Source organism: Bradyrhizobium sp. dw_411, assembly GCF_018449695.1.
GTDB lineage: Bacteria > Pseudomonadota > Alphaproteobacteria > Rhizobiales > Xanthobacteraceae > Bradyrhizobium.
In genome coordinates this window covers 92,796-119,739 of the sequence record NZ_JAAVUY010000001.1, presented here as the reverse complement: position 1 = coordinate 119,739, position 26,944 = coordinate 92,796, and the positions used below count along the sequence as shown (strand labels likewise).

20 protein-coding genes are annotated in these 26,944 nt (G+C 61.9%); 8 read left to right on the top strand and 12 right to left on the bottom strand.

The genetic code is table 11. The features are described from left to right. The first annotated feature begins 196 nt into the window (after window positions 1-196). Window positions 197-517 carry a hypothetical protein gene (locus tag HB676_RS00510; protein WP_213735696.1) on the top strand — a complete coding sequence of 107 codons (321 nt, stop codon included), beginning with the start codon at window positions 197-199 and terminating at the stop codon, window positions 515-517. A gap of 225 nt (window positions 518-742) precedes the next feature. Continuing rightward, window positions 743-2,239 carry an NAD-dependent succinate-semialdehyde dehydrogenase gene (locus HB676_RS00505; RefSeq protein ID WP_213735695.1) on the top strand — a complete coding sequence of 499 codons (1,497 nt, stop codon included), beginning with the start codon at window positions 743-745 and terminating at the stop codon, window positions 2,237-2,239. A 22-nt stretch (window positions 2,240-2,261) separates the two neighbouring features. On the opposite strand, the gene HB676_RS00500 is transcribed toward HB676_RS00505, so the two are convergent. From HB676_RS00500 to HB676_RS00480, 5 genes are all read right to left on the bottom strand, one after another. Next, window positions 2,262-2,837 (bottom strand): hypothetical protein, encoded by a 576-nt coding sequence (locus HB676_RS00500; RefSeq protein ID WP_213735694.1) that lies wholly within the window; start codon window positions 2,835-2,837, stop codon window positions 2,262-2,264. Between the two features lie 11 nt (window positions 2,838-2,848). Next, the gene (locus HB676_RS00495) at window positions 2,849-4,447 is read right to left on the bottom strand and encodes a hypothetical protein (protein ID WP_213735693.1); all 1,599 of its coding nucleotides are present in this window, start codon (window positions 4,445-4,447) and stop codon (window positions 2,849-2,851) included. 85 nt (window positions 4,448-4,532) lie between these two features. After that, on the bottom strand, window positions 4,533-6,704 hold the full coding sequence (locus tag HB676_RS00490; RefSeq protein ID WP_213736093.1) for a SulP family inorganic anion transporter: 2,172 nt from the start codon (window positions 6,702-6,704) through the stop codon (window positions 4,533-4,535). Between the two features lie 197 nt (window positions 6,705-6,901). Next, entirely contained in the window at window positions 6,902-7,819 is a 918-nt protein-coding gene (locus HB676_RS00485) for a phosphoribosylaminoimidazolesuccinocarboxamide synthase (RefSeq protein ID WP_213735692.1), read from the bottom strand. A gap of 65 nt (window positions 7,820-7,884) precedes the next feature. Continuing rightward, window positions 7,885-8,802: a pirin family protein gene (locus tag HB676_RS00480; protein ID WP_213735691.1), complete on the bottom strand. Its 918-nt coding sequence runs from the start codon at window positions 8,800-8,802 to the stop codon at window positions 7,885-7,887. 836 nt (window positions 8,803-9,638) lie between these two features. Between HB676_RS00480 and HB676_RS00475 the strand changes: the two genes are divergently transcribed. Both HB676_RS00475 and HB676_RS00470 read left to right on the top strand, forming a co-directional pair. Continuing rightward, window positions 9,639-10,613, top strand: coding sequence for an ABC transporter substrate-binding protein (locus tag HB676_RS00475; RefSeq protein WP_213735690.1), 975 nt, complete (start codon window positions 9,639-9,641; stop codon window positions 10,611-10,613). Between the two features lie 243 nt (window positions 10,614-10,856). Beyond that, window positions 10,857-11,732: an alpha/beta hydrolase gene (locus tag HB676_RS00470; RefSeq protein WP_213735689.1), complete on the top strand. Its 876-nt coding sequence runs from the start codon at window positions 10,857-10,859 to the stop codon at window positions 11,730-11,732. A gap of 215 nt (window positions 11,733-11,947) precedes the next feature. Here HB676_RS00470 and HB676_RS34185 read toward each other — a convergent pair whose 3' ends face one another. Next, entirely contained in the window at window positions 11,948-15,127 is a 3,180-nt protein-coding gene (locus HB676_RS34185) for an autotransporter outer membrane beta-barrel domain-containing protein (protein WP_213735688.1), read from the bottom strand. Window positions 15,128-15,665: 538 nt separating this feature from the next. Between HB676_RS34185 and HB676_RS00460 the strand changes: the two genes are divergently transcribed. Further along, window positions 15,666-17,447, top strand: coding sequence for a carbamoyltransferase C-terminal domain-containing protein (locus tag HB676_RS00460; RefSeq protein ID WP_213735687.1), 1,782 nt, complete (start codon window positions 15,666-15,668; stop codon window positions 17,445-17,447). A 495-nt stretch (window positions 17,448-17,942) separates the two neighbouring features. Here HB676_RS00460 and ispG read toward each other — a convergent pair whose 3' ends face one another. The 3 genes from ispG to HB676_RS00445 form a co-directional block, all read right to left on the bottom strand. Further along, on the bottom strand, window positions 17,943-19,235 hold the full coding sequence (gene ispG, locus HB676_RS00455; RefSeq protein WP_213735686.1) for a flavodoxin-dependent (E)-4-hydroxy-3-methylbut-2-enyl-diphosphate synthase: 1,293 nt from the start codon (window positions 19,233-19,235) through the stop codon (window positions 17,943-17,945). 13 nt (window positions 19,236-19,248) lie between these two features. Continuing rightward, window positions 19,249-20,169, bottom strand: a complete 921-nt coding sequence (locus HB676_RS00450; protein ID WP_213736092.1) for a DMT family transporter — start codon at window positions 20,167-20,169, stop codon at window positions 19,249-19,251. Window positions 20,170-20,264: 95 nt separating this feature from the next. Next, window positions 20,265-20,750, bottom strand: a complete 486-nt coding sequence (locus tag HB676_RS00445) for a Fur family transcriptional regulator (protein ID WP_213736091.1) — start codon at window positions 20,748-20,750, stop codon at window positions 20,265-20,267. A 178-nt stretch (window positions 20,751-20,928) separates the two neighbouring features. On the opposite strand from HB676_RS00445, the gene HB676_RS00440 reads away from it, so the two are divergent. Genes HB676_RS00440 through HB676_RS00430 form a run of 3 tightly spaced genes read left to right on the top strand, consistent with a single transcriptional unit; the run spans window position 20,929 to window position 24,138 of the window. Continuing rightward, entirely contained in the window at window positions 20,929-21,414 is a 486-nt protein-coding gene (locus HB676_RS00440) for a MarR family winged helix-turn-helix transcriptional regulator (RefSeq protein ID WP_213735685.1), read from the top strand. After that, the gene (locus tag HB676_RS00435) at window positions 21,407-22,576 is read left to right on the top strand and encodes an HlyD family secretion protein (protein WP_213735684.1); all 1,170 of its coding nucleotides are present in this window, start codon (window positions 21,407-21,409) and stop codon (window positions 22,574-22,576) included. The genes HB676_RS00440 and HB676_RS00435 overlap by 8 nt, the downstream gene beginning before the upstream one ends. Window positions 22,577-22,581: 5 nt before the next feature. Then, window positions 22,582-24,138, top strand: coding sequence for an MDR family MFS transporter (locus HB676_RS00430; RefSeq protein ID WP_213735683.1), 1,557 nt, complete (start codon window positions 22,582-22,584; stop codon window positions 24,136-24,138). Window positions 24,139-24,249: 111 nt separating this feature from the next. Here HB676_RS00430 and pcaG read toward each other — a convergent pair whose 3' ends face one another. From pcaG to pcaF, 3 genes are all read right to left on the bottom strand, one after another. Beyond that, window positions 24,250-24,858 carry a protocatechuate 3,4-dioxygenase subunit alpha gene (pcaG, locus tag HB676_RS00425; RefSeq protein WP_346347230.1) on the bottom strand — a complete coding sequence of 203 codons (609 nt, stop codon included), beginning with the start codon at window positions 24,856-24,858 and terminating at the stop codon, window positions 24,250-24,252. Continuing rightward, entirely contained in the window at window positions 24,858-25,559 is a 702-nt protein-coding gene (pcaH, locus tag HB676_RS00420; protein WP_213735681.1) for a protocatechuate 3,4-dioxygenase subunit beta, read from the bottom strand. The genes pcaG and pcaH overlap by 1 nt, the downstream gene beginning before the upstream one ends. Before the next feature lie 126 nt (window positions 25,560-25,685). Beyond that, a complete protein-coding gene (gene pcaF / locus HB676_RS00415) occupies window positions 25,686-26,897 on the bottom strand; it encodes a 3-oxoadipyl-CoA thiolase (RefSeq protein WP_213735680.1) in 1,212 nt (403 codons plus the stop codon). Between the last annotated feature and the right edge of the window lie 47 nt (window positions 26,898-26,944).

Sequence of the window (26,944 nt, the reverse complement as noted above, 5' to 3'; positions counted from 1 at the left end):
ACTGCAACACCCGCCATAATTTACGGTGATTTGCGCTGCAACATCGGTGACGTTGCGGCCTGAGGGCGATATCTTCCGGAGCGTTAATCGGAACGTATTTTGGAATAAGGCGTTCAGATCGCAGCACAAAACGGTGCTCTCGACTGAACAATTTGATGAAAATGATTGCGGCTTTGAGTGCCGCAAGGGGACGGCGATGATTTCGACCTGGAGCGAGTGGAAGCGGTATCCCCGCGCGGAGCGCGGCGAGAATATCGAGGCGCCGATCAGCCCCGGAATCTACGAAGTCCGCCATGCCGCGACCGGGGCGTTGTTTTCGTTCGACGCGGTCGAAAACGTCGCGAGCGCGCTGGCGATGTTGCCGGTGTCATCGAAATCATGGTTCGGGCGGCGCAGCCCCGCAGTCGTGCCGGACCTCGAATACCGGACCTGCGCGACCTCGTCGAAAGCCGATGCCAAGGCCGCGGTGGAACGCATGATCGGCCGCCGGGACACCTATATGAACGGCGCGGCCTGAACCGTGCCACGTCAGGTCTTCCGAGGTCGCAACCGCTGTTGATTAAGCTTGCCTGAAATCCTGGCATAAGCCCTCGAAATTGCTTGAAGCAGCCGTGCTTTTGCCGCCGGTGTCTTGCGGCCGGGTTGCGCCTATATTGTTGTCCAACGAGCGGGAACATCTGATTCCCAAGGGAATCCGAGCCCGAGAATCCGATCCCGAGAAATCTGATCCAGGAGTAACGCCATGACCCCGACTGCTGCCGCACGCGCTTCGCAATCGTCCGCGCCGACGCTGCGCGACCGCCTGAAAGATCCGTCGCTGTTGCGCGAGCAGTGCTACATCGACGGCGCCTGGGTCGGCACGCCGGTCCATCCCGTCAACAATCCGGCCAACGGCGTTGAGCTGGCGAAGATTGCCCAGCTCACGGCCGAAGATGCCACCCACGCGGTCGAAGCCGCCGAGCGCGCATTTCCGGCCTGGGCCAAACTCACCGCCAAGCAGCGCTCCAATACCTTACGCAAATGGTTCGACCTGATCGTCGCCAACCGCCAAGATCTGGCGCTGATCCTGACCTCCGAACAGGGCAAGCCGCTCGCGGAAGCCCTGGGCGAAGTCGATATCGGCGGCGCCTATGTCGAGTTCTTTGCCGAGGAGGCCCGCCGCGTCTACGGCGAAACCATCCCGACGCAGCGGCCGGACTCGCGTCTGCTGGCGATCCGCCAGCCGATCGGCGTTTGCGGCGCGATCACGCCGTGGAACTTCCCGAACTCGATGATCACCCGCAAAGTCTCGCCGGCGCTCGCCGCAGGCTGCACCGTGGTGCTCAAGCCCGCCAACGAGACGCCGCTCAGCGCGCTGGCGCTGGTCGCGCTCGCCGAAAAGGCCGGCGTGCCCAGGGGCGTGTTCAATGTCATCACCGGCGATGCGCCGCCGATCGGCAAGGTGTTGTGCGAACACCCCGCGGTGCGCTTCGTCGGCTTCACCGGCTCGACCGAGGTCGGCAAGATCCTGTACCGGCAGGCGGCGGTCGGCGTGAAGAAGCTCGGACTGGAGCTCGGCGGCAACGCGCCGTTCGTGGTGTTCGACGACGCCGATATCGATGCCGCGGTGGAAGGCGCCATGGTCTCGAAATATCGCAACATGGGCCAGACCTGCGTCTGCGCCAACCGGATCTACGCCCAGGACAAGATTTACGATCAGTTCGTGGAAAAGCTCTCGAAGAAAGTCGCCGCGATGAAGATCGGCGACGGCACCGAGCAAGGCGTGACGCAGGGCCCGCTGATCAACATGGAAGCGATCGACAAGGTCGAGAAGCACATCGCCGACGCGGTCAAGGGCGGCGCCAGGATCGTCACCGGCGGCAAGCGCCATTCGCTCGGCGGTACGTTCTTCGAACCGACCGTGCTTTCCAACGTCGCGCCCGATGCGCTGGTGTCGCGCGAGGAAACGTTTGGGCCGCTGGCGCCGGTGTTTCGTTTCAAGGACGAGGCCGACGTGGTCGCGATGTGCAACAAGTCGCCGTTTGGACTGGCCGCGTATTTCTATTCGCGCGATCTCGGCCGGGTCTGGCGGGTGGCGGAAGCGCTGGAGTCGGGCATGGTCGGGGTCAACACCGGTCTGATCACCACCGAAGTGGCGCCGTTCGGTGGCGTCAAGGAATCGGGGCTCGGCCGCGAAGGCTCGCATCACGGCATGGAAGAATATGTCGAGATCAAATATGTGATGATGTCGGGGATTTAGGCTCCGCGTCGTCAGTGCTGGGTTAGAGACCAAGCGTTACCTCGGCCCAGTGCACGATGACCTCGCTGTTGAGGAATTCGATGACACTGGGCTCGATCGTATCAGGGCTGTTATGCGCGACCAGCGTGGTGGCGACGATCGCGTCGCAGCGGTCGTTGAAAGCGACTGCCAGCGCGGAAGTCCCCGCGCGGTAGGGATCGGCGATTGCAAAGGCCCGGCTGCGGCCCTTCATCCAGGCGACGTTGATCTGGCGGCCGGGACCCAATCCCGAAAGCCTGTCGCCCATCAGCCCGAAGTCGCTGAGGCGATCGAGTTCGGTGTCGTCGGAGACGCCGGTCTTGCAGTTGCAAAAACCGATCTTGGCCCGGACAAAGAGATTCACTTCGACTCCACAGTCCGAAGCCTCGCAGCGGAAGGCTTTGCCCTTGCCCCACTCGTCGGTCGGATACGGCCATTGCACTTCGGAGAATTTCGGATGGCTCGGCGTAACCACAGCTTTGCTGTGACCCGGCATCGGCCAGCCGAAGAACATCGAGGCTCCAGCGAGCCCGCCCAGTCCGAAGCCGACAACCGCAGCGATGATGGCGGTTCTTTTCATCCGGCCGCTGCCTAGTTGCTCGCGATGAAAGTACGGGCCGCGGCCAGCGTCGGCCGCTCCGAATTTGAGTCCGCCGTGAGCGCGACCAGTTTTTCATACGTCGCTTTCGCCTTCGCGGTGTCGCCGAGCGCCTGCGCGGCTTTGGCGGCGCCGACATAGCCATTGAACCGGTTGGGCTCCTTCGCCATCGTGGCCTCGAACGCCGCAAGGGCCTCCTTGGCCATGCCGCGGTCCAGCAGCATGAAGCCGTATAATTCGCGCGCCGGCGCCAGCGGTCCGGGCGTGACCGGCGCCTTTTCAGTCTTGTCCTCGGCGTCGGCCGCGGCACTCATCGCCTTGAGCGCGTCGTCATATTTGCCATCAGCATAGAGTATCCAGGCGCTCGCCACCTGTTCCTGCACGTCGACTTGCCCGGCCCAGTAATCATTTTTCGCCTCACGCAATTTGTCGCGAAGCTCGGCGAGTTTAGCGGCGTCAACCCTTGCTGCGGCAGGATTGCCGGAGCGAGCCTCGCCCACCGCGCGCGCAAAATAGGTGATCGCCATCACGTGCGGAAACTTGCTCGGCTTGACCTGAAGATTTGCCGCACCCGCCCAGTCGCCACGTTCCACCGCGTAACGCGCCGGCGAGGCCGCCTGCGAAAATGCCGCGCCGTAGGCATCGGGATCAGGCTGTAACGTCGCGATCTCATCGACCAGCGCACGTGCCTCCTTGTCCCGGCCGAGCTGCAGACAAGCATAGACCATGTAGTCCTGCCCATGCAGTTGATCGCCGAGTTCATTGCCGGCCTTAGCGGCCACCACGGACGCGGTGTTCGCCGTGATCGATTCCTTCCAATAGCCGACGCGGGTGAAAATGTGCGACGGCATGTGCTGCGCATGCGGCGCGTTCGGCGCGATCTTGGAGTAGCGCAACGCGGCCGGCAGGCCCTTGGCGGCAATCGCTGGATAATCATAGAGATGGATCAGATAATGGGCGACGCCTGGGTGTTGAGGTTGCCGCTGCCAGATCGGCTCGAGAATGGCGGCGCCCTTGAGCTGGTTGGCGTAGGTCTTGTCCGCCGGTGACGCCGCGACGTTGAGGGTGATCGCATAGAAGATCTGCGCCTCGTCATCGTCGGGATATTTCGCCGCCAGCGCCTCCATCGCCTTCAGGTAGGATTGCACACGGGCCTGATGCGGAGTCTTGTCGTAATCGACATACATCACCGCCAGCGCGTCGATGTAATCGCGCTCGCGCGCGGTCTTGGCGCCGGTTGCCTTGGCTTTTTCGATCGCGGCGAGGCCGAGCGGAAGATTGGGCGCCGGGATTGGGCTGTGTGGATTGTTCAGCAGCGATAGCGCGACACCCCAATAGGCGATGGCACATTCGGGGTCGGCCTTGAGGGCTTCCCGGTAAATCTCCCCGGATTCCGTGTACCAGAACGAATGCTGATAACGCATCGCGCGATCGAACCGGCGCTGGGCGGTTTCGTTGCACGAAGTCGCGAAATGGACCGTGCCGAACTTCTGGTCGGCATCGTCTTTTGCATTGTCCTGGGCAATGCCCGGGGCGCAAGGCGCCAGCGTTGTCACGGCCGCGACGGTTACTGCCAACAGCAATTCACGCATGACTTTCTCCCGGTCCCGACGGCAAGGATGACGTCGATCATAGACTTTTATGGCGATCGACTCAACGCGGTCGCGCCGGGCCGGTCTATCGCCGCAATACCGCGATCAGGCGGTTGGCGAAGGTCAGCCGTTCGGCCATCACGGAAACGAAATAAGTCAGTAGCTTCTGGCTGAGCAGCGGATTTTCGTCCTTGATCGCCTCGAACTGCTCGGTGTTCAGGACATACAGCACGCTGGCGATCTCGGCCTGGATCGTGGCGTTGCGCGGCGCATGCGAGACCAGACCCATTTCGCCGATCGTGGTGTAGCGGCCGAGGCTTCGCACCCGCGTGGTGCCGCCGTCGCTTTTCGGGATCATGATCCCGACCCGCCCTTCCAGAATGAAGTGCATGGAATCGGCGGCGTCGCCGGCATTGACGATGATCTCGCCGGCGTCGACTTCGAGGCGCTCGCAGCGCTGGATCAACTCGCTGGCCTCGTCCGGGTCATCGAGAATCTGGGTGAACCAGTCGCGTAAGGAAGCTTCTTCCTGCTCGAAGTCCTGATGCTGCGCGATCAGCTCGTTCTCGCACCACTCCAGCGCATGATCCAGTTCGGGCAGGATGCGGATGTCCTGCGAGATAAAATCGCTCGAACGCAACGCCTTCTCGGCCATGGGCGGAAGATGCACCAGCACCAGCTTGATGCCGCGGTCATGCGCCGTCCGCTTGATCTGGGCAAAACTATACGCCGCCGAGGAATCGATGCCGGTGACCTGCTTGAAGTCGAACACCAGGAAGCGGCAGTCCACGTGATGGGCCAGCAGCCCTTTGACGTGCTGGTAAAGCCGGTTGGCGGAGCCGAAGAACAGGTAGCTCTGCAGGTTCAACCCCTGGATCTTGCTGCCATGGGCGGCCAGTACCGTCAGATCGTCGCGCGAGCGATCGAGTGAGCTGCGGTATTCCGTGCCATCGAAACTGTATTTGATGGAATCGATGCGCGACGCGCTCAAGGCAAAGGTCGCGCAACCGATCACCACGCCGATCAGGATGCCGGCGACGAAGCCCCATTGCACGATGATGATGATGATCGCCACCAGCGACAGATATTCGGTGAACGAAAGCCGCCGCCGCGACTGCACGATCCATCGGTGGAGCTGATCCGCGCCGAGATAGATCAGGAGGCCGCCCAGCACGAATTTCGGCATGTAGCCGAGCAATGTGGGAGCAAAGGCCAGCATCAGCAGCGAGATTGTGGCGACGGTCAGCCCGGACAGCCGGCCGGTCCCGCCGGCATTGAAGTTGAGGATGGTGCGGCTGACGGAAATGCAGCCGGTATAGCCGCCGAACATGCCCGACAGGATATTGGCCACGCCCGTGACGTTCAATTCCTGTTCGAGATTGGCTTCGCGATGCGCGGCGACTTCGATGCCGGTGGTATTGAACAAGGCGCTCGACGCCGTGACGAAGACGACGGCGATCAAATTGCCCGAAATCTCCGGCAGAAAGGACCAGGGATAGCGGCCCATCTCTCCGATGTCCCAGGGCAACATCAGGGTCACGCTCGGCGGCGGCTTGAAGGTCCATCCCGAGGCCTGGGCGTCGGCGGGTGAGATGCCGGCCAGCCAGAACACGATGTGCGCCGCGATCACGCCGCCAATCAGAATAGCTGGCAACGCGAAAGGCGTGCGGGAGCGATGCCAGGTCAGATAGAGGATGATCGCCATCGCAAGCGCCGCCGACAGCTCGGACAGCGTCAGCGCATTCTGAAACCGGTCGAGCGTGGCGAGTTGCAGGCGCTGGCCGGTGATGACGCGGATCGCACCGAGCACGACCAGCCAGGCGGTCGCGCCCAGAAAGCCGCCGACCACCGGATAGGGCACATAGCGGATCGCGCGGCCCAGTCGCGTCAAACCGAAACAACAGAGTACGATTCCTGTGGCGATGGTGGTGAGCGCCAGCGTGATCATGACCGGCGCGAGCAGCGGCGCCGATGGATCGGCGGCCGTTATTCGTTCGACCATCGATGAGGCCAATATGCCGGTCATCGCCGCGGTGGAACTCTCCGGCCCCGCGATCGCAAACGGCAAGGAACTGCCGAGACCGATAACGGCGGCGAGGACCGCCGATGCAATGAAAGTCGCGGCGACGCCATAGGACAAATAGGGCGCCAGCGGACCCGCGAAGATCAACAGCGCGTAGGACAATCCGAAAGTGATGGTCAGAACGCTGGCGGTGCCGCCGCCGAGCACGTCGTTGAGCGCCGTGCGCAACCGCAGTTTGCGGCCGGGACCGATGGCGAGGCTGCTGGCGAGATTGTTGGCGGGATTGTTGGATTGACTGACCACGCGCGCGCTTGCCCCTAAAAACCCGGTCAGTGGTAGACGACTGCGCTGCGCAAGGACAACGGTTTTTTGTGACAGCGTGCTGCGGTAGTAACCTGTGGTGGAACCTGCGCCGCTCTCATTTCCTGGGGCTACGCGATCTTCAGATCGGCGCCGGTGACGCGGCGGAAAGCTTCGAGGTAACGCTTGCTGGTGGCCTCCACCACGCTGGCGGGCAAAGCGGGAGCGGGCGCTTCGCCATTCCAGCGGCCGGCGTGGCGCTCCACATCGAGATAATCGCGCAGCGGTTGCTTGTCGAAACTCGGCTGCGGCTGGCCGGGTTTGTAGACATCGGTAGCCCAGAACCGCGAACTGTCGGGGGTCATCACCTCGTCGATCAGGATAATGCGCCCATCGGCATCCCGGCCGAATTCGAATTTGGTGTCGGCAATGATGATGCCCTGGTCGCGGCTGATTTTTTCGCCGAGCGTATAGATCGCGCGGGTCATGCTCTCCAGCGTGTAGGCGACCTCGTCGCCGACAATTTCGCGCATCCGGCTCACCGGAATGTTTTCGTCATGGCCGGTCTCGGCCTTGGTCGCCGGGCTGAAGATCGCGGGCTCCAGCCTGCCGCTTTCCAAAAGGCCAGCCGGAAGCTTCTCGCCCGCCAGCGTGCCCTGCGCGGCATATTCCTTCCACGCCGACCCGGAGAGATAGCCGCGGATTACGCATTCGATCGGAAACACTGTGGTGCGCCGGCACAGCATCGCGCGCCCGAGCAGCGAAGCGCGATGATCCCTGAGTTCAGGTACTTCGCGGATGATGGTGTCCGCGTCGGCACTGATCATGTGATGCGGCACCACACCTTCGAGCTGTTCGAACCACCAGGCGCTGATCTGGGTCAGCACCGCGCCCTTCATCGGAATGGTCTCGGCCATCACGATGTCGAAGGCGCTGATACGATCGGTGGTCAGGAGCAGCACGCGGTCTTCGCCGACGGCATAGATATCGCGCACCTTGCCGCGCCCGATCCGGGGAAGGGGCAGGTCGCTGGCGAGCATCGTGGTCATGGATCAAACTTTCGAAATAGCTATCGCGCGCGAAGGCGCGAGGCAAAAAGGCAAATGGGAGTAGCTCACTCCGGCAGCGGAATGAACTCATGTTCGTTGGGGACATGGGCGAAGCGGCCGCTTTTCCAGTCCTGCTTGGCCTGTTCGATCCGCTCCTGGCTGGAGGAAACGAAGTTCCACCAGATATGGCGCGGGCCTTCCAGCGCATCGCCACCGAGAAACATCATCCGGGTCGGCTTGAGTGCCTTGACGGTGATGCGGTCGCCGGGCCGGAAGATCAGCAGGCGCGGAGCCTCATAGCGCTCATTGGCGATCTCGACCTCGCCGTCGACCACATAGATCGCGCGTTCCTCGTGATCGGGATCAAGCGGGACGCTGACGCCTTCATTGACGCTCACTTCCGTATAAAACCACGGCGAAACCATCGTGACCGGCGATTTCACGCCGAACGAACTGCCGGCGATGATGCGCGCGGTGAAGCCGGTATCGCGCACGATCGGAAGGTCGGCCGCGGCATAATGCTGGAACGATGGCGCGATTTCCTCGGAACCCTTGGGCAGCGCGATCCAGCTTTGCAGGCCCAGCATCTTCTGGCCGTTCCTGCGCTGCACATCAGGCGTGCGCTCGGAATGCGCGATGCCGCGGCCCGCGGTCATCAGGTTCATGGCGCCGGGTTGGATTTCCCGGATGTTGCCCTCGCTGTCGCGGTGCATGATGCTGCCGTCGAACAGATAAGTGACGGTCGCGAGCCCGATATGCGGATGCGGCCGCACGTCCATGCCCTTGCCGGCCATGAACTGGACCGGCCCGAAATGATCGAAAAAGATAAAGGGGCCGACCATCTGCCGGTGGCCATGCGGCAGCGCCCGGCGCACCTCAAATCCGTCGCCGAGGTCGCGGGTGCGCGGCACAATCACCAGTTCCAGCGCGTCGCAGGATTGTGGATCGCCTGATATGGGGTCGTTGGAGGGATGCCAGCTCATGGGATTTTTCCATCGTTCTTCGCGGCTATCATAACAGCAAACAGGCGATGCCGTCCAAGAGGGCATTCAAGAGGGCTTTCGAGCGTCAAAAGACGCGACTTCGCGATCTCGCGGCGCGAAACGCCCGAGTGTGGCAGGAATTTCCGCCCCTTGGAGGGCGTGGGGAATGCCGGGTGCCCGTGCACCCGCAGCCGCGCGTGTATTGGTAGGTAGCACGCGCGTTAGTCACCACGAGTACACCGGGATCACCCGGCATTCCCGCACGCGGTGGTGTTAACGGTTTCCTTCGTGCTCTCCCCGGTGATCGGGCTCTTTTGTCACCGTCGCTTCGCAAAACGTCCGCGAAACTTGACGCCGGCGTCGAGGCGTCAGGACCACACGACTTTGCCGTCCGCTTTCGCACCGTTCGTCAAAGGCGCATCTGCGTCCACCGCATCCCGTTCCAACGTCCGTGACGATCGCGAGCGCCCCTCAAGTGGGACGGGATGCGCGGATTATGATTTGATTTGGGTGGAAGCGCGAAGGGATTTATTTTTGGCGATCCATCTGGACAGGTGGAATCGCGTTGATCGGGTTCGAGAAATCAGGCTGAACGTTCGCGTTCCGTGGGGTGAGTTAGCGAAGCGTAACCCACCATTTCGTTGCAAACCGGCGGCGGATTACGCTGAGTTTATCATCGGACGCGCGTTCGTGCGATCCGTTGGCTAATCCGCCCTACGCGGTCCGACTGCGACATCGGGCTTGGTCGCTTTCTTGCGCCGGAGAGATACTATTCCGGTCGCAAAACGCCAAACAGGCGGCCAATTCCTGCAGCAGATTTTGTGTGGGTGCTGGATATGAGACGACGCGATTTCTTCACGCTTCTGGGCTGTACGGTTGTGCTGTCGATGCCGGCACGCGCGCAATCGATCAAGATGCGGCGGATCGGATATTTGGGGTTCGGCCCTGCATCCAGTTGGACCAGTGAGATAGAGGCTCTGCGCGGCGGCCTGCGCAATCTGGGCTATGTCGAGGGTAAAGATATCACCATCGAATATCGATGGGCGGAGCGGGCTGATCAAACTTTTGACCTCGCGGCCCAGCTTGTTCAAATGAATGTCGATGTGATCTTTGCCCCAGCATCTACGCAGGTAGAGCCGGCCCGACGTGCGACGAATGCAATTCCCATTGTCTTTGCGCAACATGCCGATCCGGTTGGATTGGGAGATGTGAAAAGCCTTTCGCATCCCGGCGGGAATATCACCGGAATGTCGATGCTTCTCACCGAGCTCTCCGTCAAGGAGTTGGAGATTTTCAAGGAAACTTTTCCGAACGCGGCGCGGATCGGTATTCTCTGGAATCCGACGACGCCTTCGCACCCGACCGCCTTGACTGCGATTGAGGCTGCCAGCGAAAAGCTCGGAGTTCGCGTGGTGTTGGCTCGAGCTGGAACTGCCGCCGAAATTCAGGAAGCTTTCGAGACGATGTCGCGGGAGCGGGTCAGTGGCGTGCTTGTCTTGTCATCGCCGCTCTACAACGCACGCAGCGAACTCCTGGCGGAATGTCAAATGAAGCACCGGCTGCCCGAGATATTCGCAAATAAGGGAAACGTGAGCGCCGGAGGTCTTATGAGTTATGGCGCGGATCTGGACGACCTATACCGGCGTGCCGCAGTCTATATCGACAAAATACTCAAGGGGGCCAAGCCGGCCGACCTGCCGGTGGAGCAAGCGTCCAAATACGTGATGGTGGTCAACCTGAAGACCGCGAAAGCATTGGGTATCACGATTCCTCCGACCGTGTTAGCTCGGGCTGACGATATCATCGAATAGGTCAATTCCGTGTTTCAGTCGCCTGTAGGATGGGTTGAGCCCTTCGCGAAACCCATCATCTGTGCAAGCTGCAATCGATGGGTATCGCTTCGCTCCACCCATCCTACGCGCTGGTCCGCAATGGCATTCCAATCAGGATCCTCATCACCACAATGAATTGATTCACGGCCTGTTTATGGTTCTGATGTCACCCTGAAAATTGAAAAAGGTGCCAATCAATGGTCACCACGTAGGGAGGAGCCGATGATCGATTCGAACCGACGCACCGTTCTTGCAAGCGGCGTTGCCGCTGCAGCGGCGAGTGCCGTGCCGCAAGTGTTCGCCCAGGCCCAGCCGGCGGGGGCGGTTCCGGGATTGCCCGCGGGCGCCAAGGTCGGTTTCTACGAAAAGGGCAATGTCCGCATCCGTTACGCCGAGATCGGCTCAGGCTTCCCGTTGCTGGCGACGCCCGGCGGCGGCTTGAACTCTTGTATGGCCGTGTGGGCGCGGGCGGTGATCAACATTCCCGAAGAGTTCAAGAGCGACTTCCGCGTGATCACCATGGACCAGCGCAACGCCACCGGCGGCGAATCCACCGGGCCGGTGCCATCAGACGATCCCTGGAGCGCATTCGCCGACGACCAGTTGGGCGTGATGGACCATCTCGGCATCGACAAGTTCGTGTTCTTCGGCAACTGCATCGGCGGCCCGTTCGCGATGAAGTTGATGGAGCGGGCGCCGCAGCGCGTCGCCGCGGCGATATTGAGCCAGCCAGTCGGGCACAACCCGGCGAAGCCGGATTACATGTACGACGCTGGCAAGACGGTCTGGGCCAGGGAGCTGCGCGAACGCCGGTCCGACGTCTCGATGGAAACCATCGAGAAATATCTGCACAACCTTTATCGCGTGCGGCCCGATTTCGTGTACAGCGTATCGCGCGATTTCGCGAAATCATGCCAGACGTCGATGCTGGTGCTGCCGGATGACGTCGACGCGCATCCGCTGGTGACTTCGATCGATGTCGCCTCGCTCTGCCCGAATGCCGAGGTCACGGTATTCCCCTGGAAAGAAGTGCCGGAGTTGAAGGCGCGCACCATCAACCGCGCGCGCACCTTCCTGAAGCGGCATCAGACGGCGTAGCGAAGTCCTGCGAAACGGGTTGAGCCTTCGCGGAACCCAATCCTCTGCGCAGACCCCCATTGATGGGTATCGCGGAGTTTATCATCGGCGCGCATTCGCGCGACCTGTTGGCTCCACTCGGTCCTGAGAAGCGGCATCGAGAAAATGAGCGCTGATCTGCCTGGACGGCAAATCAGCGAGCAGTACCTTCGAGGTCTGCCGCAGCGACCGACGTATCACCACGCCACGCGCAAGCCGCCCTTGCCGTTATAGGCCGTCATGTTTCCGTTAGTGCTGACCTGGTAGCCGACGCTCGCGAACAGCGATGTGGCTTTGGTGATTTGAGCGTCCAGGCCGGCGTTTATCTCGACCCAGGCGCCACCGATATCCGACTGAAAGGGGACGGGGCCGGCCGCCGATGAGAACAGCGTTTGCGGGTTGCCGCGGAATTCATTCCAGAGGCTTGGCCGGATCCAGGCGGTGATCGAACGCTGGGCGCTGTCGTCGAGCAACCACGTTCGCGCCACTCGCGCGCCGATGCGCGCCACAAGCGAGTCGACATTGCGGAATTGAACGGTCGCTGCGGTATCGTTGCCATCGCTCAAGCTGACGTTCTGGTAGACGATCTGCGCCTGCGGCTCGATGATGAAGCCGCCCCCGAGCTTGATAGGATAGCCGCCCTCCAATGAACTGGCCAAACCCCAGCCATTGGTCGCCAGCGCCGGCAGACTGTTCGAGACACCTCTGGCATTATACCAGGTGCCTTGCAGGATTGCGTCGAGATACCACCCCCGCGCCCCGAAATGGGTCCAATAGCCGCCGAGACTATAGGCGCTGAGGTTGTTGGCTCCGGCGAAGGTTTGATCAAAGTGGGTCACGTTGCCGGTAAGCAAACCGATGGCGGTATAAAGCCCGGCGTGGTCGCGGCTGCTGTCCGCACCTTCGCGCCGAAGTAAATCCTGACCGCCCTGGAATGCGCCGATGTCATAGTCGAATTTAGGGCCGCTGCCGAAGATCCCCAGCGGATCGCCCTGATTATTGCCGTGCTGGCCGATCACGCGCGCCCACGCGCCGGGGGCGACGCCATTCTGGCGCAACTGATTGCGCAAATCCTCCTCGTCGCCGACACGCTCATGCAAGGTATCGAGCAGTGTGCGGCCATAGATCAGGGCCATCGAAGGAATGGCCGCATAGAGCGAAGTCTCCGGTCTGAAGTCCGGCAGCGTCGGACCAACTCCAGGTACGGCGCAAATCGGATCGGTTGAAGCAAGCGTGCAGTTGATCGTCGAGCGCAAATACCACGCTTGAGCGTTACTGGCATCGACGCTGCTGCGGAACAGCGTGTAGTCGTAAGGCCCCTCGGCCACCGGCCGTGCCAACGCGAAGGTGCCCGGCACCGTAGTGCCCCCATTGATGGTGTCGACCACGAGAATGCCGTTGCCGGTCGTCAACGCACCGGGGCCGCCGGCATTTGTAATCCGCAGCAGCGAATTGCCATTTGCCGTACCGCCGTTGATGACGAGACGGTCAGAGGGCGAGCCGTCGGTTCCGAGAAACGTATTGAGCCCGATAGTACCGCCGCTGCCAATATAGTTCGCAGTCGTGAGCGTCTTGAAATTTGCGAGCTGCGTCGGATCGCCGGTCGGCGGCGTGAATTGGATCAGGCCCGAATTGTTCACTGTCTGCGAGACAGTCGAGTTCGCCGTTACGGTCCAGACGCTGGTCGGATCAACGTTGACATTGGTGACGTTAAAGGCTGCGCCTTCCCATCGTGACCCGGTCAAAAGACTGATGTTCGCTGTGCTTCCAACATCGACAATGGCGTCGCCCATGAGTTGGCTGCCCTGCGATGCCGTGAAATTGACGACGGTCGGTTGGAAGGCGGGATTATTCGCGAAGGTTTCCAGCAATGTACCGCCGCCGCCCGTCACCACAGTTCCGCTGGTGGTCAGATTGAGGGGGCCCTGGGCCTCCACCGCCGTAGAGGCGTTGCTGATCAGACTGCCGCTGGTGAGGCGAACGGTGTCGATCCCATTGGTGGAAAGGTTCAACGAAGACAGCCCGACGGTATTTGCCCCCGTCGCCAGCACTGTGCTGTTGGTCAGATCGATGAGCCCCGGGCCGGCATTGAAGAACAGCGCGGCTCCGCCGCCGGATGTCGTTACGCTCGAACCGGTGCCTATCAGCGTCCCGTTATCCACCCTGACACCGAACGAATTCGTACCCGTCGTGGTGATGGTGTTGCGGTCGATGTTGATGAGGCCGTTGGCTTGAATATCCGCCCCCGCCGCACCGTTGCCGGTCGTCACGTTGATGGTCGTGCCCGTGCTGTTGATCGTTCCTCCCGTGGAGAACAGCCCGCTGATCGGACTCCCGCCGTTCACGCCAAAAATCGAACCTACCGGGCCATTCGAAGTGACGAGGGTCGCGGTCTGAAGCGTATAGAACGTCGGATTCTGCGCCGAGTTGATGTTGATCGTGTTGGTGCCCGTCAGCGTGACGGTGCTGTTGGGCGCCGCCCAAACGCCTGCGGCACCGTTGGAGCCCGTCACTGTGAGATTCTGGAGGGAGACGTTCCCACCATTGAATGCCACGACGCCGGTGCTCCCTGCCTGCCCCGCAACCCCGACGCCATTGAGATTAACGGTCAAGCCGCTGCCGATCGTGCCGAGGGCAACCGTCGTGTTGTCTGCCGCAACGCCGACACTGCTGGTGCCGTTTATATTAAGCGTCGATCCCGGAAGCAGCGAAACCTGGCCTCCATCGTGGAGATAGATGCCCATTGCGCCTCGGCCTGTGGTCGTGACCGGGATGAGCACGTCGGCATTGACGCGGCTGCCGGCACCGGAAGCGCCAAGCGCGACAGCATTGAAGGCGCCGCCGGTAGATATCGAGGTCCCGGCGTGGAGGTTGATGGTTCCACCGCTTTCCGCCACCGCGCCGTGACCGCGGGAAGCTGCCGTACCGTTGATGATGACTCCCGAGGCATTGATCGTGCCGCCGATCGCGGCCAACCCCTCGCCCACACCGGTCAGCGTGACCGACGCCCCGTTTGCAATGGTGACGGTGCTGGCGGCGCCGTTCGCCAGCACCGCGTGACCGCCTCCCGAGGTGATGCTGAGGTTGTCGTTGGGAACAAGAATCGTACCGCCGGCCGCCTGCAACGCGTTGCCGTTTTGACTCTGCACCGTGATCAGTCCCGGTAACGGCCCGGCCGCCGCATCCCATACCAGGGTTCCGCCCGTGACGTTGCTTGCATTCGTCGCGCCTGTCACGGAAACCACGGTGCCGCCGACCACGGTCGTGGTCCCGGATGTTACATTGACGGTCGTTGTAACTGTAGGCGGGCTTGGGCCGACCGTCTGCGATCTAACCCGGCTCGGAATCGCGGCAATGACGATGATTCCGGCAAGCACCAGAGCGTTTGAATTTGTCGAACTAAGCTTCGAGCCCCGCCTTGCGTTGCAAGCGCGCGACATCGCACATCGAAGAGCCATCGCTGGTCTCCTGATCGAGCATTGCTTGTCGAGTCTGTAACCAAAAATTCGTGCGTAACGCAGGCACGAGGCCGAAACGACTATCCTGCAGTCAGTTTTGCGAGCGCGGAAATGTTTGTCATCTCTGGCGCGTCGATCCTGTCTCTGATCGAATCGTCAATCTTTACGTGCCGCGATGGCTTTATTTGTGGCAACAACCAGACCGCGAGTTAATTCTCTTCCTGTGTGGCCGAGCGGTAACGCATCGTTCGAATTCTCTGCAAAATGAAACGGTGGACTTGGCGCGCCTCGTCGAGATCCGACTTCCAGCGGTATTGTCGGTACGACAGCATTTACGAATGCCGACTTGGTCCGCTGCTCGGAGGGCGATGCTGTACCGCAGCAATATCAATGCGTCTTAAGATCGCATCGACGCGGCTGACTGATCCCTGCAGGTTCGATACAAATGGGTCGCGGCATGAGGACGGCCGCCAATTTCGCCACGGTGAACGTTCATGGCGGTAAAAACGACGAACAGGGATCGGAAAAGACAACGGCTGGAGGCAGGCAGTTGAATATTCTTGGAATTAATTCAGTGTATCACGAGTCGTCCGCCGCGCTGCTGGTCGACGGCAAGCTGGTCGCCGCCGTCGAGGAAGAACGGTTCAATCGCATCAAGCATGGCAAGACGGCGGAATTCGACAACCCCCATCAATTGCCCGAACGCGCGATCCGTTATTGTCTCAAGCATGCCGGGCTCACTGCCGGTGATATCGATCACGTCGCCTATTCGTTCAGTCCCAAGATGCGCCAGGCGCAATACCGCAAGGAATGGTGGAACCCGCGGCTCGAGGAAACGCTGCGGCTGCGGCTGGGTCAGGTGCAAGGCGCGGTCGAGGAGTATCTCGATCGTCCGCTCAAGCAAAGCTTTCACTTCGTGCCCCATCATATGGCGCATGCCGCCTCGGCCTATTTCCCGTCGGGCTTCGATCATGCCGCGATCCTCACCCTCGACGGGATCGGCGAAGTGGCGGGTTCTTTTCTGGCGAAGGCCGAGGGCACACGTATCCAGGCTGTTGAATCGATCGACTATCCGAACTCGCTCGGCTTCCTGTGGGAAGTGCTCAGCAGTCACCTTGGTTTCTCGCATTACGACGCGTCGAAGGTGATGGGTCTCGCTGCCTACGGTAATCCCGAAATCTTCCGGCGCAAAATCCAGGCGGCGCTGCGCGTCGGCAAGGAGGATTACGCGGTATCGCCGGAGTTTCTCAGCGCCAATCCGAATCAATACGCCAAACTGGAAGCCGCGTTCGGCCCGGCGCGCTATGAGGAGGGCGAAAATGCGCAGATTCTGCCGCGCCACGCCGATATCGCGGCAGCACTTCAGGAAGCGACCAATGAGGCGGTGCTGGCGCTGGTCCGGCGCCTCAAGCGCCAAGTGCCATCAGACAAATTATGCATGGCCGGCGGCGTCGCGCTCAATTGCGTGACCAATGAGATCGTGCGGAAATCCGGCGAATTTTCGGATGTGTTCATCCCTTCCGCGCCGCACGATGCCGGCACCGCGATCGGCGCTGCGCAGATCGTGCATTGTTCGAAACAAAAAAGCTCTCCTGAACGCGGCATGTCTTCGCCCTATCTCGGTCCCGCGTTCGAGCGGCGCGAAATTCTGGCCGCGGTGAAGTCATCAGGTCTTGAGGCGCGCCGCAGCAAGTCTCCCGGGCGCGATGCGGCTGACATGATCGCCGATGGCAAGATCGTCGCGTGGTTTCAGGGCCGGATGGAATTCGGGCCGCGCGCGCTCGGCAACCGTTCGCTGCTTGCCGACCCGCGCCGGCCGGATATGCGCACTATCCTCAATCAGAAGGTCAAACACCGCGAGGATTTCCGGCCGTTCGCGCCGAGCGTGATGGCGGAACACGCCGACGAATGGTTCGAGCTTGGCGGCGCGCATGCGATCAGCCACGGCTTCATGCTGTTTGCCTGCGACGTCAAGCCCGAGCTGCGCGATCGCATTCCGTCCGTCGTGCATCTCGACGGCAGCGCCCGCGTGCAACTCGTGAGCCGCGAACTGAATCCGCGCTTTCACGAATTGATATCCGCTTTCCATGCCAAAACCGGCGTGCCGATCGTCGTCAATACCTCGTTCAATGACAGCGAACCGATCGTGTGCACGCCCACCGATGCGATCGTCACCTTCCGCAAGTCCGGCATCGATGCGTTGTTCATGGACGATGTGGTTCTGACGGCGGAGGGGTGAGCGATCACACCCATTTGAGATACAGGACCGCGTCTGCGACCTATCTTATCTACAGAGACAAGAGATGCCCGATGACGATGACAAACATCAAAACGTTAGGCGCAGCGCAGCGCTGGTGCTTTCCTCCGTTTTCGCTGCTCCCGCGCTGGCGCGAGACGCCGGAACGTCATGGTCGCACAGCTACAGGCGGGCCCATCACGAAGCGAATTTCCGCAGGGCCTATAACGGGCCGCTGGGAGCGCTACAGCAGGGAGACCTGTCGCATGTTGGCGGCTGGAGAGACCCATCCTGCTTCAACGGCGGCAATGGAAACTGACGTTCAGCAATTGTAGTGTGAGAAGCTGTCTCAGTGGCGTGGCCTCATGGTTCGAGACGCGCGAAGCCGCGCTCCTCACCATGAGGGATCGAGAGATCGTCCAGGCTCCGGCCTCATCCTGAGGAGGCGCGAAGCGCCGTCTCGAAGGATGCGATTGAGGCTAAATCCCGCTAACGCGATTACTCCGCCGCGGTCACTGTGCTGGTCGGGACATTCGAGCCCGCGCCGTAACGCTGGTCGATATAGTCGATCACCATCGCCTTGAATTCGGTGGCGATGTTGGGGCCGCGCAGGGTGCGGAATTTCTTGCCGTCGACGAAGACAGGCGCGGCCGGGGTTTCACCGGTGCCGGGAAGCGAGATGCCGATATCGGCATGCTTGGATTCGCCGGGGCCGTTGACGATGCAGCCCATGATCGCGACGTTGAGCGATTCGACGCCGGGATAACGGGTCTTCCAGCTCGGCATTTCGACGCGGATGAAATCCTGAATGCTGCGCGCCAGTTCCTGGAACGTGGTCGAGGTGGTGCGGCCGCAGCCGGGGCATGCGGCGACCAGCGGCACGAAGGTGCGGAAACCCATGGTCTGCAGCAATTCCTGCGCGACCTGAACTTCCAGCGTGCGATCGCCGCCCGGTTCAGGTGTCAGCGAAATGCGGATGGTGTCGCCGATGCCGCCTTGCAGGAGGATGCCGAGCGCGGCCGAGGAAGCCACGATGCCTTTGGAGCCCATGCCGGCTTCGGTGAGGCCGAGATGGATCGCGTAATCGGAACGCTCAGCCAGGGTCTGGTAAACCGCGATCAGATCCTGCACCGCCGAAACCTTGGCCGACAGGATCATCTTGTTCTTGGGCATGCCGAGTTCTTGCGCCCGGGCGGCCGACAGCAATGCCGACTGCACCATGGCCTCGCGGGTTACTGCGCGAACGTCTTTCGGCTCAGCCAGCAGCGCGTTCTCATCCATCAGCTTGGTGAGCAGTTCCTGATCGAGCGATCCCCAATTGGCGCCGATCCGGACCGGCTTGTCGTTCTTGTTGGCGATCTCGATGATGTCGGCGAACTGGGTGTCGCGCTTGTTCTTGAAGCCGACATTGCCGGGATTGATGCGGTATTTGTCGAGCGCCTCGGCGCAGGCCGGATAATCCGCCAAGAGCTTGTGGCCGATGTAATGGAAATCGCCGATCAGGGGCGTGGTGATGCCGCGCTTGCGCAGGGCGTCGCGGATATGCGGCACGGCGGCGGCGGCTTCCTCGCGGTCCACCGTGATGCGCACCATTTCCGAGCCGGCGCGCGCAAGGGCCGCGACCTGGGCCACGGTGCCTTCGATATCGGCCGTGTCGGTGTTGGTCATCGACTGCACGACAATCGGGGCGCCGCCGCCGACGGCGACATTGCCGACCATTACCTGGGTGGTTTTATGCCGGGCCAAGGGGCCGGCGACGTCATCTTGGGGTGGTTTCACGGGCTGGTTCATGGGGGCTCAAATATCAGGTTTTGGTGACATTCAGCAATGGATCAATCGCCGCCGGGGTAGCAGGACTTGGGTGTATAGGACTTGGTCCCGCCGGACCCGGCCGATTAACCAGATAAAGCCCCGCAATCACGAGTATCGCCGCGGCGCCGAATACCGGGGTCGGGGTATCGTGCAGGATGAGATAGCTAGCCACGACGCCAAACAAAGGGGTGATGAAGGTAAAAGCCGACAATTTGCTGGCGGAATAGGTCTTGATCAGCCCAACCCATATCAAAAACGTCAATCCGACCACCCAAAGCGCCTGATAGGCCATTAACGATAGCGCCAGAGGGCCGGGAACCCGGGTCACGGTTTCGCCCCAAAACCACGCCGCCAGGCCCAGAATCGGGATCGATACCGCGACCTGATAGCCGAGGGCCTTTTCGGGCGGGGCCCGGCGCAGGGGCGAGGCCTTCACCAGCAGGGTGGTGGCCGCCCACAGCGAGCCGCCGCCGACGATCATGAGGTCGCCCAGTAATACACTGGCATCGACATCGGCCTGAGGCACGCCGATCGCCAGCGCCACCCCGGCAAAGCTTAAGCCGAGGCCGCTCCATTGCGATGCCCTCAGCCGCTCGCCGAGGAACTGATAGGAGCCGAGCGCGACAAAAAACGGCGCGGTGTAGAGAAACACCACCGCGCGCGACGCCGAGGTCAGCGCGATGCCGCGAAAGATCAGCGCGAATTCGACGCCGAACAACAGGCCAGCGAACAACCCGACGCCAAGCGTGCCGTCGGCGGCAAACATTTTCACGCCGCGAAAGCGCGCGATCAACAGCAGTACGGGCAAGGCGCCGGCGGAGCGGATCATGCCTTGCAGCATCGGCGGGATATCGGGGAGAGCCAGCTTGACCGCGATCTGGTTGAACCCCCAGCTCAGGCAAAGCATCAGCATCAGCGCGATAGCGCCGGGGCTGAGCGGGCGCTCGGCCGCGTTTGTCGGCGTGTCGTTTGGGGGCATGAATCCTCGCCGGCTTATCGCGGTCTTGTTTATTTCTGGCAGTGCGCGCAGGTGCCGGTGATTTCGACCACCGACAATTTCGGCGCAAAACCGGTCGCGCGCGCCGCGTCATTGAGGCTCTGGGCGACGGGTGCTGCGGGAATTTCGCCGACCGAGCCGCAATGCTCGCAAATCAGGAACGCCACCATTGCCGCGGCGTCATGGTCGTGCGCGCAGGCCAGAAAGGCGTTGCGGCTTTCGATGCGGTGGACGAGGCCGTTCTCCATCAGGAAATCCAGCGCACGATACACCGTGATCGGCGCCGGCCGCGGCATCGATTTGGCGAGTTCGTCGATCACCTCATAGGCGCCGAGCGGCCGGTGGCTGGACAAGAGCGCCTGCAGCACGTGGCGGCGAATCGGGGTGAATTTCTGCGCCCGCCGTTCGCAGACCTGTTCCGCATGCCGCATCGCATCCGCGGTGCAGCGTCCGTGATCATGGTCGGGGGCGGGAAAGGTCGGTTTTGTCAGCGTCATTATGGCGGAATGTAGCATTCCGGCAGCTAATCCCCAATGCCATCAGGCCGCTTTCCCGGAGTTCCCGAGGGCAAGCAGCGATGAGCCATGTGCGTTCGGCAGGGCAGCCCTTCGGGGCGCGGCCATGAAAAATTCATAAGCTAGCTTATTATATCCAAAGCTTATGGAGATGATCGGAATGCCCCGCGGTTCCGTGGACATGAACTTCCTGTTCGCGCTCGGCGAATTGAACCGGCTGGTGCGTGCCTATGCCGACAAGCAGGCGGCGCGCCACGGCATTACCCGCGCGCAATGGGCTGTGCTGGCCAAGGTAGAACGCACCGAGGGCCTCAAGCAGTCGGAACTTGCCGAGCAGATGGAGATGCAGCCGATCACGCTGACGCGGCTGATCGACAAGCTCTGTGACAATGGCTGGATCGAGCGCCGCAACGACGACACCGACCGGCGCGTCAACCGGCTCTATCTGCGCAAGGCGGCGCGGCCGCTGCTTGGCAAACTGGGGGGCTTGCGTTCCGAACTCACCGCGACTGCGCTCGAGGGCATCAGCCCGGCCGATGCGCATCGCCTGCTGTCACAACTGGAAACGATCAAGGAAAACGTGCGCAACGCTATTCAGAATCCGGCGGACGTGCCGCCCAACAAAAAGGAGCAGCGGTATGGCTGATCCCGTCCTGAAATTTCCGCCCGAGCAAAAGGGCACTCCGTCGCAGACATCACCGAACGCGGTTTCCGCGCCATCGCGGCGCAGCCTCGCAGCCGGCTTGCGGCGCCATCGCCGCACGCTGTTGCTGGTGGTGTTGCCGCTGGTCGCCGTGATCGCGGGGCTGGTGTTCTATCTCAATGGCGGCCGCTACGTGACCACCGATGACGCCTATGTCGGCGCGCAAAAGGTCCTGATCACGCCGGATATTTCCGGCAAGGTCGACAAGGTCGTGGTCCGTGAAGGCCAGCGCGTCAACGCTGGCGATGCGCTGTTCGAGATCGATCCGGTGCCGTTTCAGTTGGCGGTCGATCAGGCCAGGGCGACGCTCGCGCAGGCCAAGACCAGCTATGAGAATCTGAACGCCAATATCAAGATATACGGCCAGATGGCCGATCTGATGCAGCAGTCGGCCGACCTGAAGCAACGCGATGTCGAGCGCAAGACCGCGCTCGCCAAGAGCAATTTCGGCTCGCAGCTCGACCTCGACAATTCGTCGAACTCGGCTTTGACCGTGCGCGCGGAAGCGGCGTTCGTGCAGCAACAGCTATCCAGCTCGAAAACCCAGTTGCTCGGCGATCCCAATCTGCCGCTCGAGCAGTTTCCGCCCTATGTCCAGGCCAAGGCGGCGCTGGCGCAGGCCGAGCGCAATCTCGACCACACGGTTTTGCGCGCGCCGATGGGCGGCATTGCAACTCAAGTGGACCAGATCCAGCTCGGCCGCTTCGTGGTCGCGGGCACGCCGGTGTTCTCGGTGATCGACACGTCGAAGCCATGGGTCGATGCCAATCTGAAGGAATCGGATTTCACCTATATTACCGAAGGTCAGCCGGTCAGCATCGACGTCGATGCGTTCCCGGATCATGTCTTCAAGGGCACCATCGGGTCGCTCAGCCCCGGCACCGGCGCGCAATTCGCGATCCTGCCGCCGCAGAACGCGACCGGAAATTTCGTCAAGGTCGTGCAGCGCGTGCCGGTGCGAATCTATTTCGACAGCCATGACGCCGATGTGCAGCGGCTGAAAGCCGGCATGAGTGCCTACACCACGATCGATACCGGTCATCGCCGCTCACTGGCTTCCATGCTCGGCTTCTCGCCGGCGGCCGCCGCGACCAGGCAGAACTGATCGCCATGAGCACCGCCGCTGCCCCGATCGCGGTGCCCGGCCTGCGCCGGAACATGGTGACGATCTGCGCCATGACCGCGACCATCATGCAGGCGCTGGACACCACGATCGCCAACGTCGCGCTGCCCTATATGCAGGGCAGCCTGTCGGCTTCCCAAGATCAGATCAACTGGGTGTTGACCTCCTACATCGTCGCCGCCGCGATCATGACTGCGCCGGTCGGCTGGATCGCCAATCGCTTCGGCCGCAAGCGGATTTTCATCGTCTGCTCCGCCGGATTCACGATCGCATCCCTGCTGTGCGGCGTGGCGCAGGACATCAACCAGATGGTGCTGTTTCGCCTGCTGCAGGGCGTGTTCGGCGCGGCGCTGGTGCCGCTGTCGCAGGCGGTCATGCTGGACTCCTATGCGCTGCATGAACGCGCCAAGGCGATGTCGATCTGGGGCATGGGCGTGATGATGGGGCCGATCATGGGCCCGTCGCTGGGCGCGTGGCTAACCGAAACCTATTCCTGGCACTGGGTGTTTTTCGTCAATCTCCCGTTCGGGATCGTAACCGTGCTCGGTCTGCTGGTCTTCATGGACGAGACCAAGCAGAACACGGAATTGCGGTTCGACTGGTTCGGGTTTGCCGCGCTCGCGATCGGCATCGGCTCGATGCAGGTGGCGCTCGACCGCGGCGAACAGCTCGGCTGGCTGGAATCCAACGAGATCATCGTCGAGATCATCGTCGCCATCGTCGGCTTTTATTATTTCTTTGCGCATTCGCTGACGACCGCAAAGCCTTTCATCCAGTTTGCCATCTTCAAGGATCGCAACTTCGTCGGCGGCTGCGTATTCATGGCGGTGATGGGGCTGGTGCTGTTCTCCACCATGGCGCTGTCGTCGCCTTATCTGCAGAATGTGATCGGCTATCCCATCATCACTGCTGGGTTGCTGCTGGCGACCCGCGGCTGCGGTACGTTTTTCGCGATGATGCTGGTCGGCCGCTTCATGAAATTTATCGAGGCGCGCACCCTGATCATCGGCGGGTTGGCGCTGATGTCGCTGTCGCTGTTCTTCATGACCGGCTGGACCGACCAGACCGGTGTGCCTGAAATCATCGTTGTCAGCATCGCGCAGGGTTTCGGGCTCGGGCTGGTGTTCGTGCCGCTCTCGACGGTGGCGTTCCTGACGCTGCCCAATCATCTGCGCACCGACGGCACCGCAATGCTGACCCTGATGCGCAATGTCGCGAGTTCGATCGGTATATCAGTTGTGATCGCGCAACTGACCGAGGGTGGACGCCGGGTCTACGCAATCCTGTCGGAACACATCAACCCGTTCAATCACGCGCTGCAGATGCCGGACGTGCGCGGCATGATCGACCTGAATTCCGACGGCGGTCGCGCGCTGGCGGATGCAGTGGTCGGCATCCAGTCGCAGATCATCGCGTTTTCGCTGGACTATCAGATGGTCATGATCATCACGCTGTGCGCGATCCCGCTCGCGATCATGATCGGCTCCAGCAAGGTCGCGCTGCGCAAGCAGTCGGCGGCGCCGGAACATGCGGTGCTGGAGTAGGTGCCCGCGCGGCGCGCTACTCGTCATACGCGGGCTTGACCCGCGTATCCATCAATCTTCAAAGTCATGTGAGGGAATGGATGGCCGGGTCAAGCCCGGCCATGACGAGCTTCAGATATCGAAGAACACCGTTTCGTTGTCGCCCTGCAGATGGATATCGAAACGATAGACGGCCTTTCCCGCGCCCGGCTCGCGCGCTGCGATCAGCGTGTTGCGGCGATCGGCCGGTATCAGCGCCAGTACGGGGTCGGCGGCATTGGCCGCTTCGCCGCCGAGATAAATCCGCGTGTAAAGCTGCAGCAACATGCCGCGCGCGAAGATCGCCAGCACGAGATGCGGCGCCTGCGGCTTGCCGTCGGGATCGGGCACCGTGCCCGGTTTGATGGTGTCGAAAACAAAGCCGCCATTTGGATCGGTGCCGCAGCGCCCGAAACCCTTGAAGCTTGAATTCGGCAGCGCGCGCTTGTCCTGCGGATCGGAGAAACGTCCCTGCGCATCGGCCTGCCAGATCTCCAGCATCGCGTCCGGCACGGGTTGGCCATCACCGTCGAACACCCGTCCCTCGACCCGGATGCGATCGCCCGACGTATCAGGGGTGACGAGGTTGTTGGTGAAGGCGTCATTCCATTCATAGGCGCCGTTTGGCGTCAGCCCGTATTTGAAGAACGGGCCGACGGTCTGCGACGGCGTCACGCCGTGTGGCTTGGTATTCCCTTGCACTATTTCGTCTCCATCGGCGTCGCGCTGCGCCCGCGCAAGACAATGTTGAAGCGGTAGCACAGCGCCCATCCGGGCTGGGTGTTGTCGAGATCGAACGATGACACCATCCGCAGCCGCGCGTTTTCGTCCGGGACCGAATTGAAGATCGGATCAAACTCGAACAGGGGATCGCCGGGAAAATACATCTGCGTCACCAGCCGCGAGACGAAGGCATGGCCGAACACCGAGAAATGGATGTGCGCCGGCCGCCAGGCATTGTGGTGATTACCCCACGGATAGGCGCCGGGCTTGATGGTGATGAATTTGTAATAGCCCTGCGCATCGGTCTGGGCGCGGCCCGCGCCGGTAAAGTTCGGATCGAGCGGAGCCGGATGCTGGTCGACCACATGGATGTAGCGGCCGCAGGCATTGGCCTGCCACAGCTCTACCAATGCATTCGGCACGCCGCGGCCGTCTTCATCGAGCACATGGCCGTGCACGATGATGCGCTCGCCGAGCGGCTCGGATTTATGCTGGATGGTGAGATCGTGATCGTTCTCGCGCACGGTCTCGTGGCCGTAGACCGGTCCGGTCAATTCCGACAGCGTATGCCGCATGATGATCAGCGGCTTCTGCGGCGAGCGCTTCACGGTGCTCTTATAGCCCGGCGACAGCCGCGGCGGATGCGCGGCAAGGCTGGTGATGGGATAGGCGAGGGTCATGATTTGCTCCTACCGTCTCCCTCATGGTGAGGAGGCGCTACTTCAGCGCCGTCTCGAACCATCAGGTTAATCCTGTCATCCTTCGAGACGCGGCCAAGTGGCCGCTCCTCAGGATGAGGTTGAAACTCAATTCAACTTCTCGATCGCCATCGCGACACCCTGTCCGACGCCGACGCACATGGTGGCCAGCGCGCGCTTGCCGCCACGCTTTTCCATGCCGTGCACCGCCGTCATCGCCAGCCGCGCGCCGCTCATGCCGAGGGGATGACCGAGCGCGATCGCGCCGCCATGCGGATTGACGAAATCAGCGTCGTCCTTGACGCCGAGCTGGCGCAGGCAGGCTATACCCTGGCTGGCGAAGGCTTCATTGAGTTCGATCAAATCGAAATCGCTGATCTTCAATCCCAGCCGTTCCATCAGCTTGCGGGTGGCCGGCACCGGACCGATGCCCATGATTCGCGGGGGCACGCCGGCCGAAGCGAGGCCGAGAATCCGCGCCCGCGGCGTCAGGCCATACTTTTTCACCGCGGCTTCGGACGCCAGGATCATCGCGGCAGCGCCGTCATTGACACCGGAGGCATTGCCGGCGGTCACGGTGCCGGGATTGCGCACGATTGGCTTCAGCTTGGTCAGGCCTTCGAGCGTGGTTTCGGGCCGCGGATGTTCGTCCTTATCGACCGTCACAGGTCCGGCCTTGCCGCCGGGCACCGAAATCGGGGTGATTTCCTCGGTGAAATAGCCCGAGGCGATCGCGGCGCCGGCGCGCTGCTGCGAGCGGATCGCGAACGCGTCCTGGTCGGCGCGCGAAACTTGAAACTCCTCGGCGACGTTCTCGCCGGTCTCTGGCATCGCGTCGACGCCGTATTGCGCCTTCATCAGCGGGTTGATGAACCGCCAGCCGATGGTGGTGTCGAAAATATCGGCCGAGCGCGAGAACGCTTCCGGCGCCTTGCCCATCACGAAAGGCGCCCGCGTCATCGACTCGACGCCGCCGGCAATCGCCAGATTGATTTCACCGGCGCGGATCGCGCGGCCGGCGGCGCCAACCGCATCCAGTCCCGAGGCGCAGAGCCGGTTGAGTGTGAGGCCGGGAATCGAATCCGGCAGGCCCGCCAACAGCAGCGCCATCCGAGCCACATTGCGGTTGTCCTCGCCGGCCTGGTTGGCGCAACCGAAATAGACCTCGTCGACTGCCCCGGCCCAGTCGAGATTGGGATGGCGCGCCATCAGGGCCTTGATGGGGGTTGCGGCCAGATCGTCAGCGCGGACCTTGGCCAGCGCGCCGCCGAAGCGGCCGATCGGGGTCCGGACGGCATCGCACACAAATACATCACCCATTGAATCTCTCCCTCAATGCCGCGGTTCCGCGCTGACAGGCTCGAATT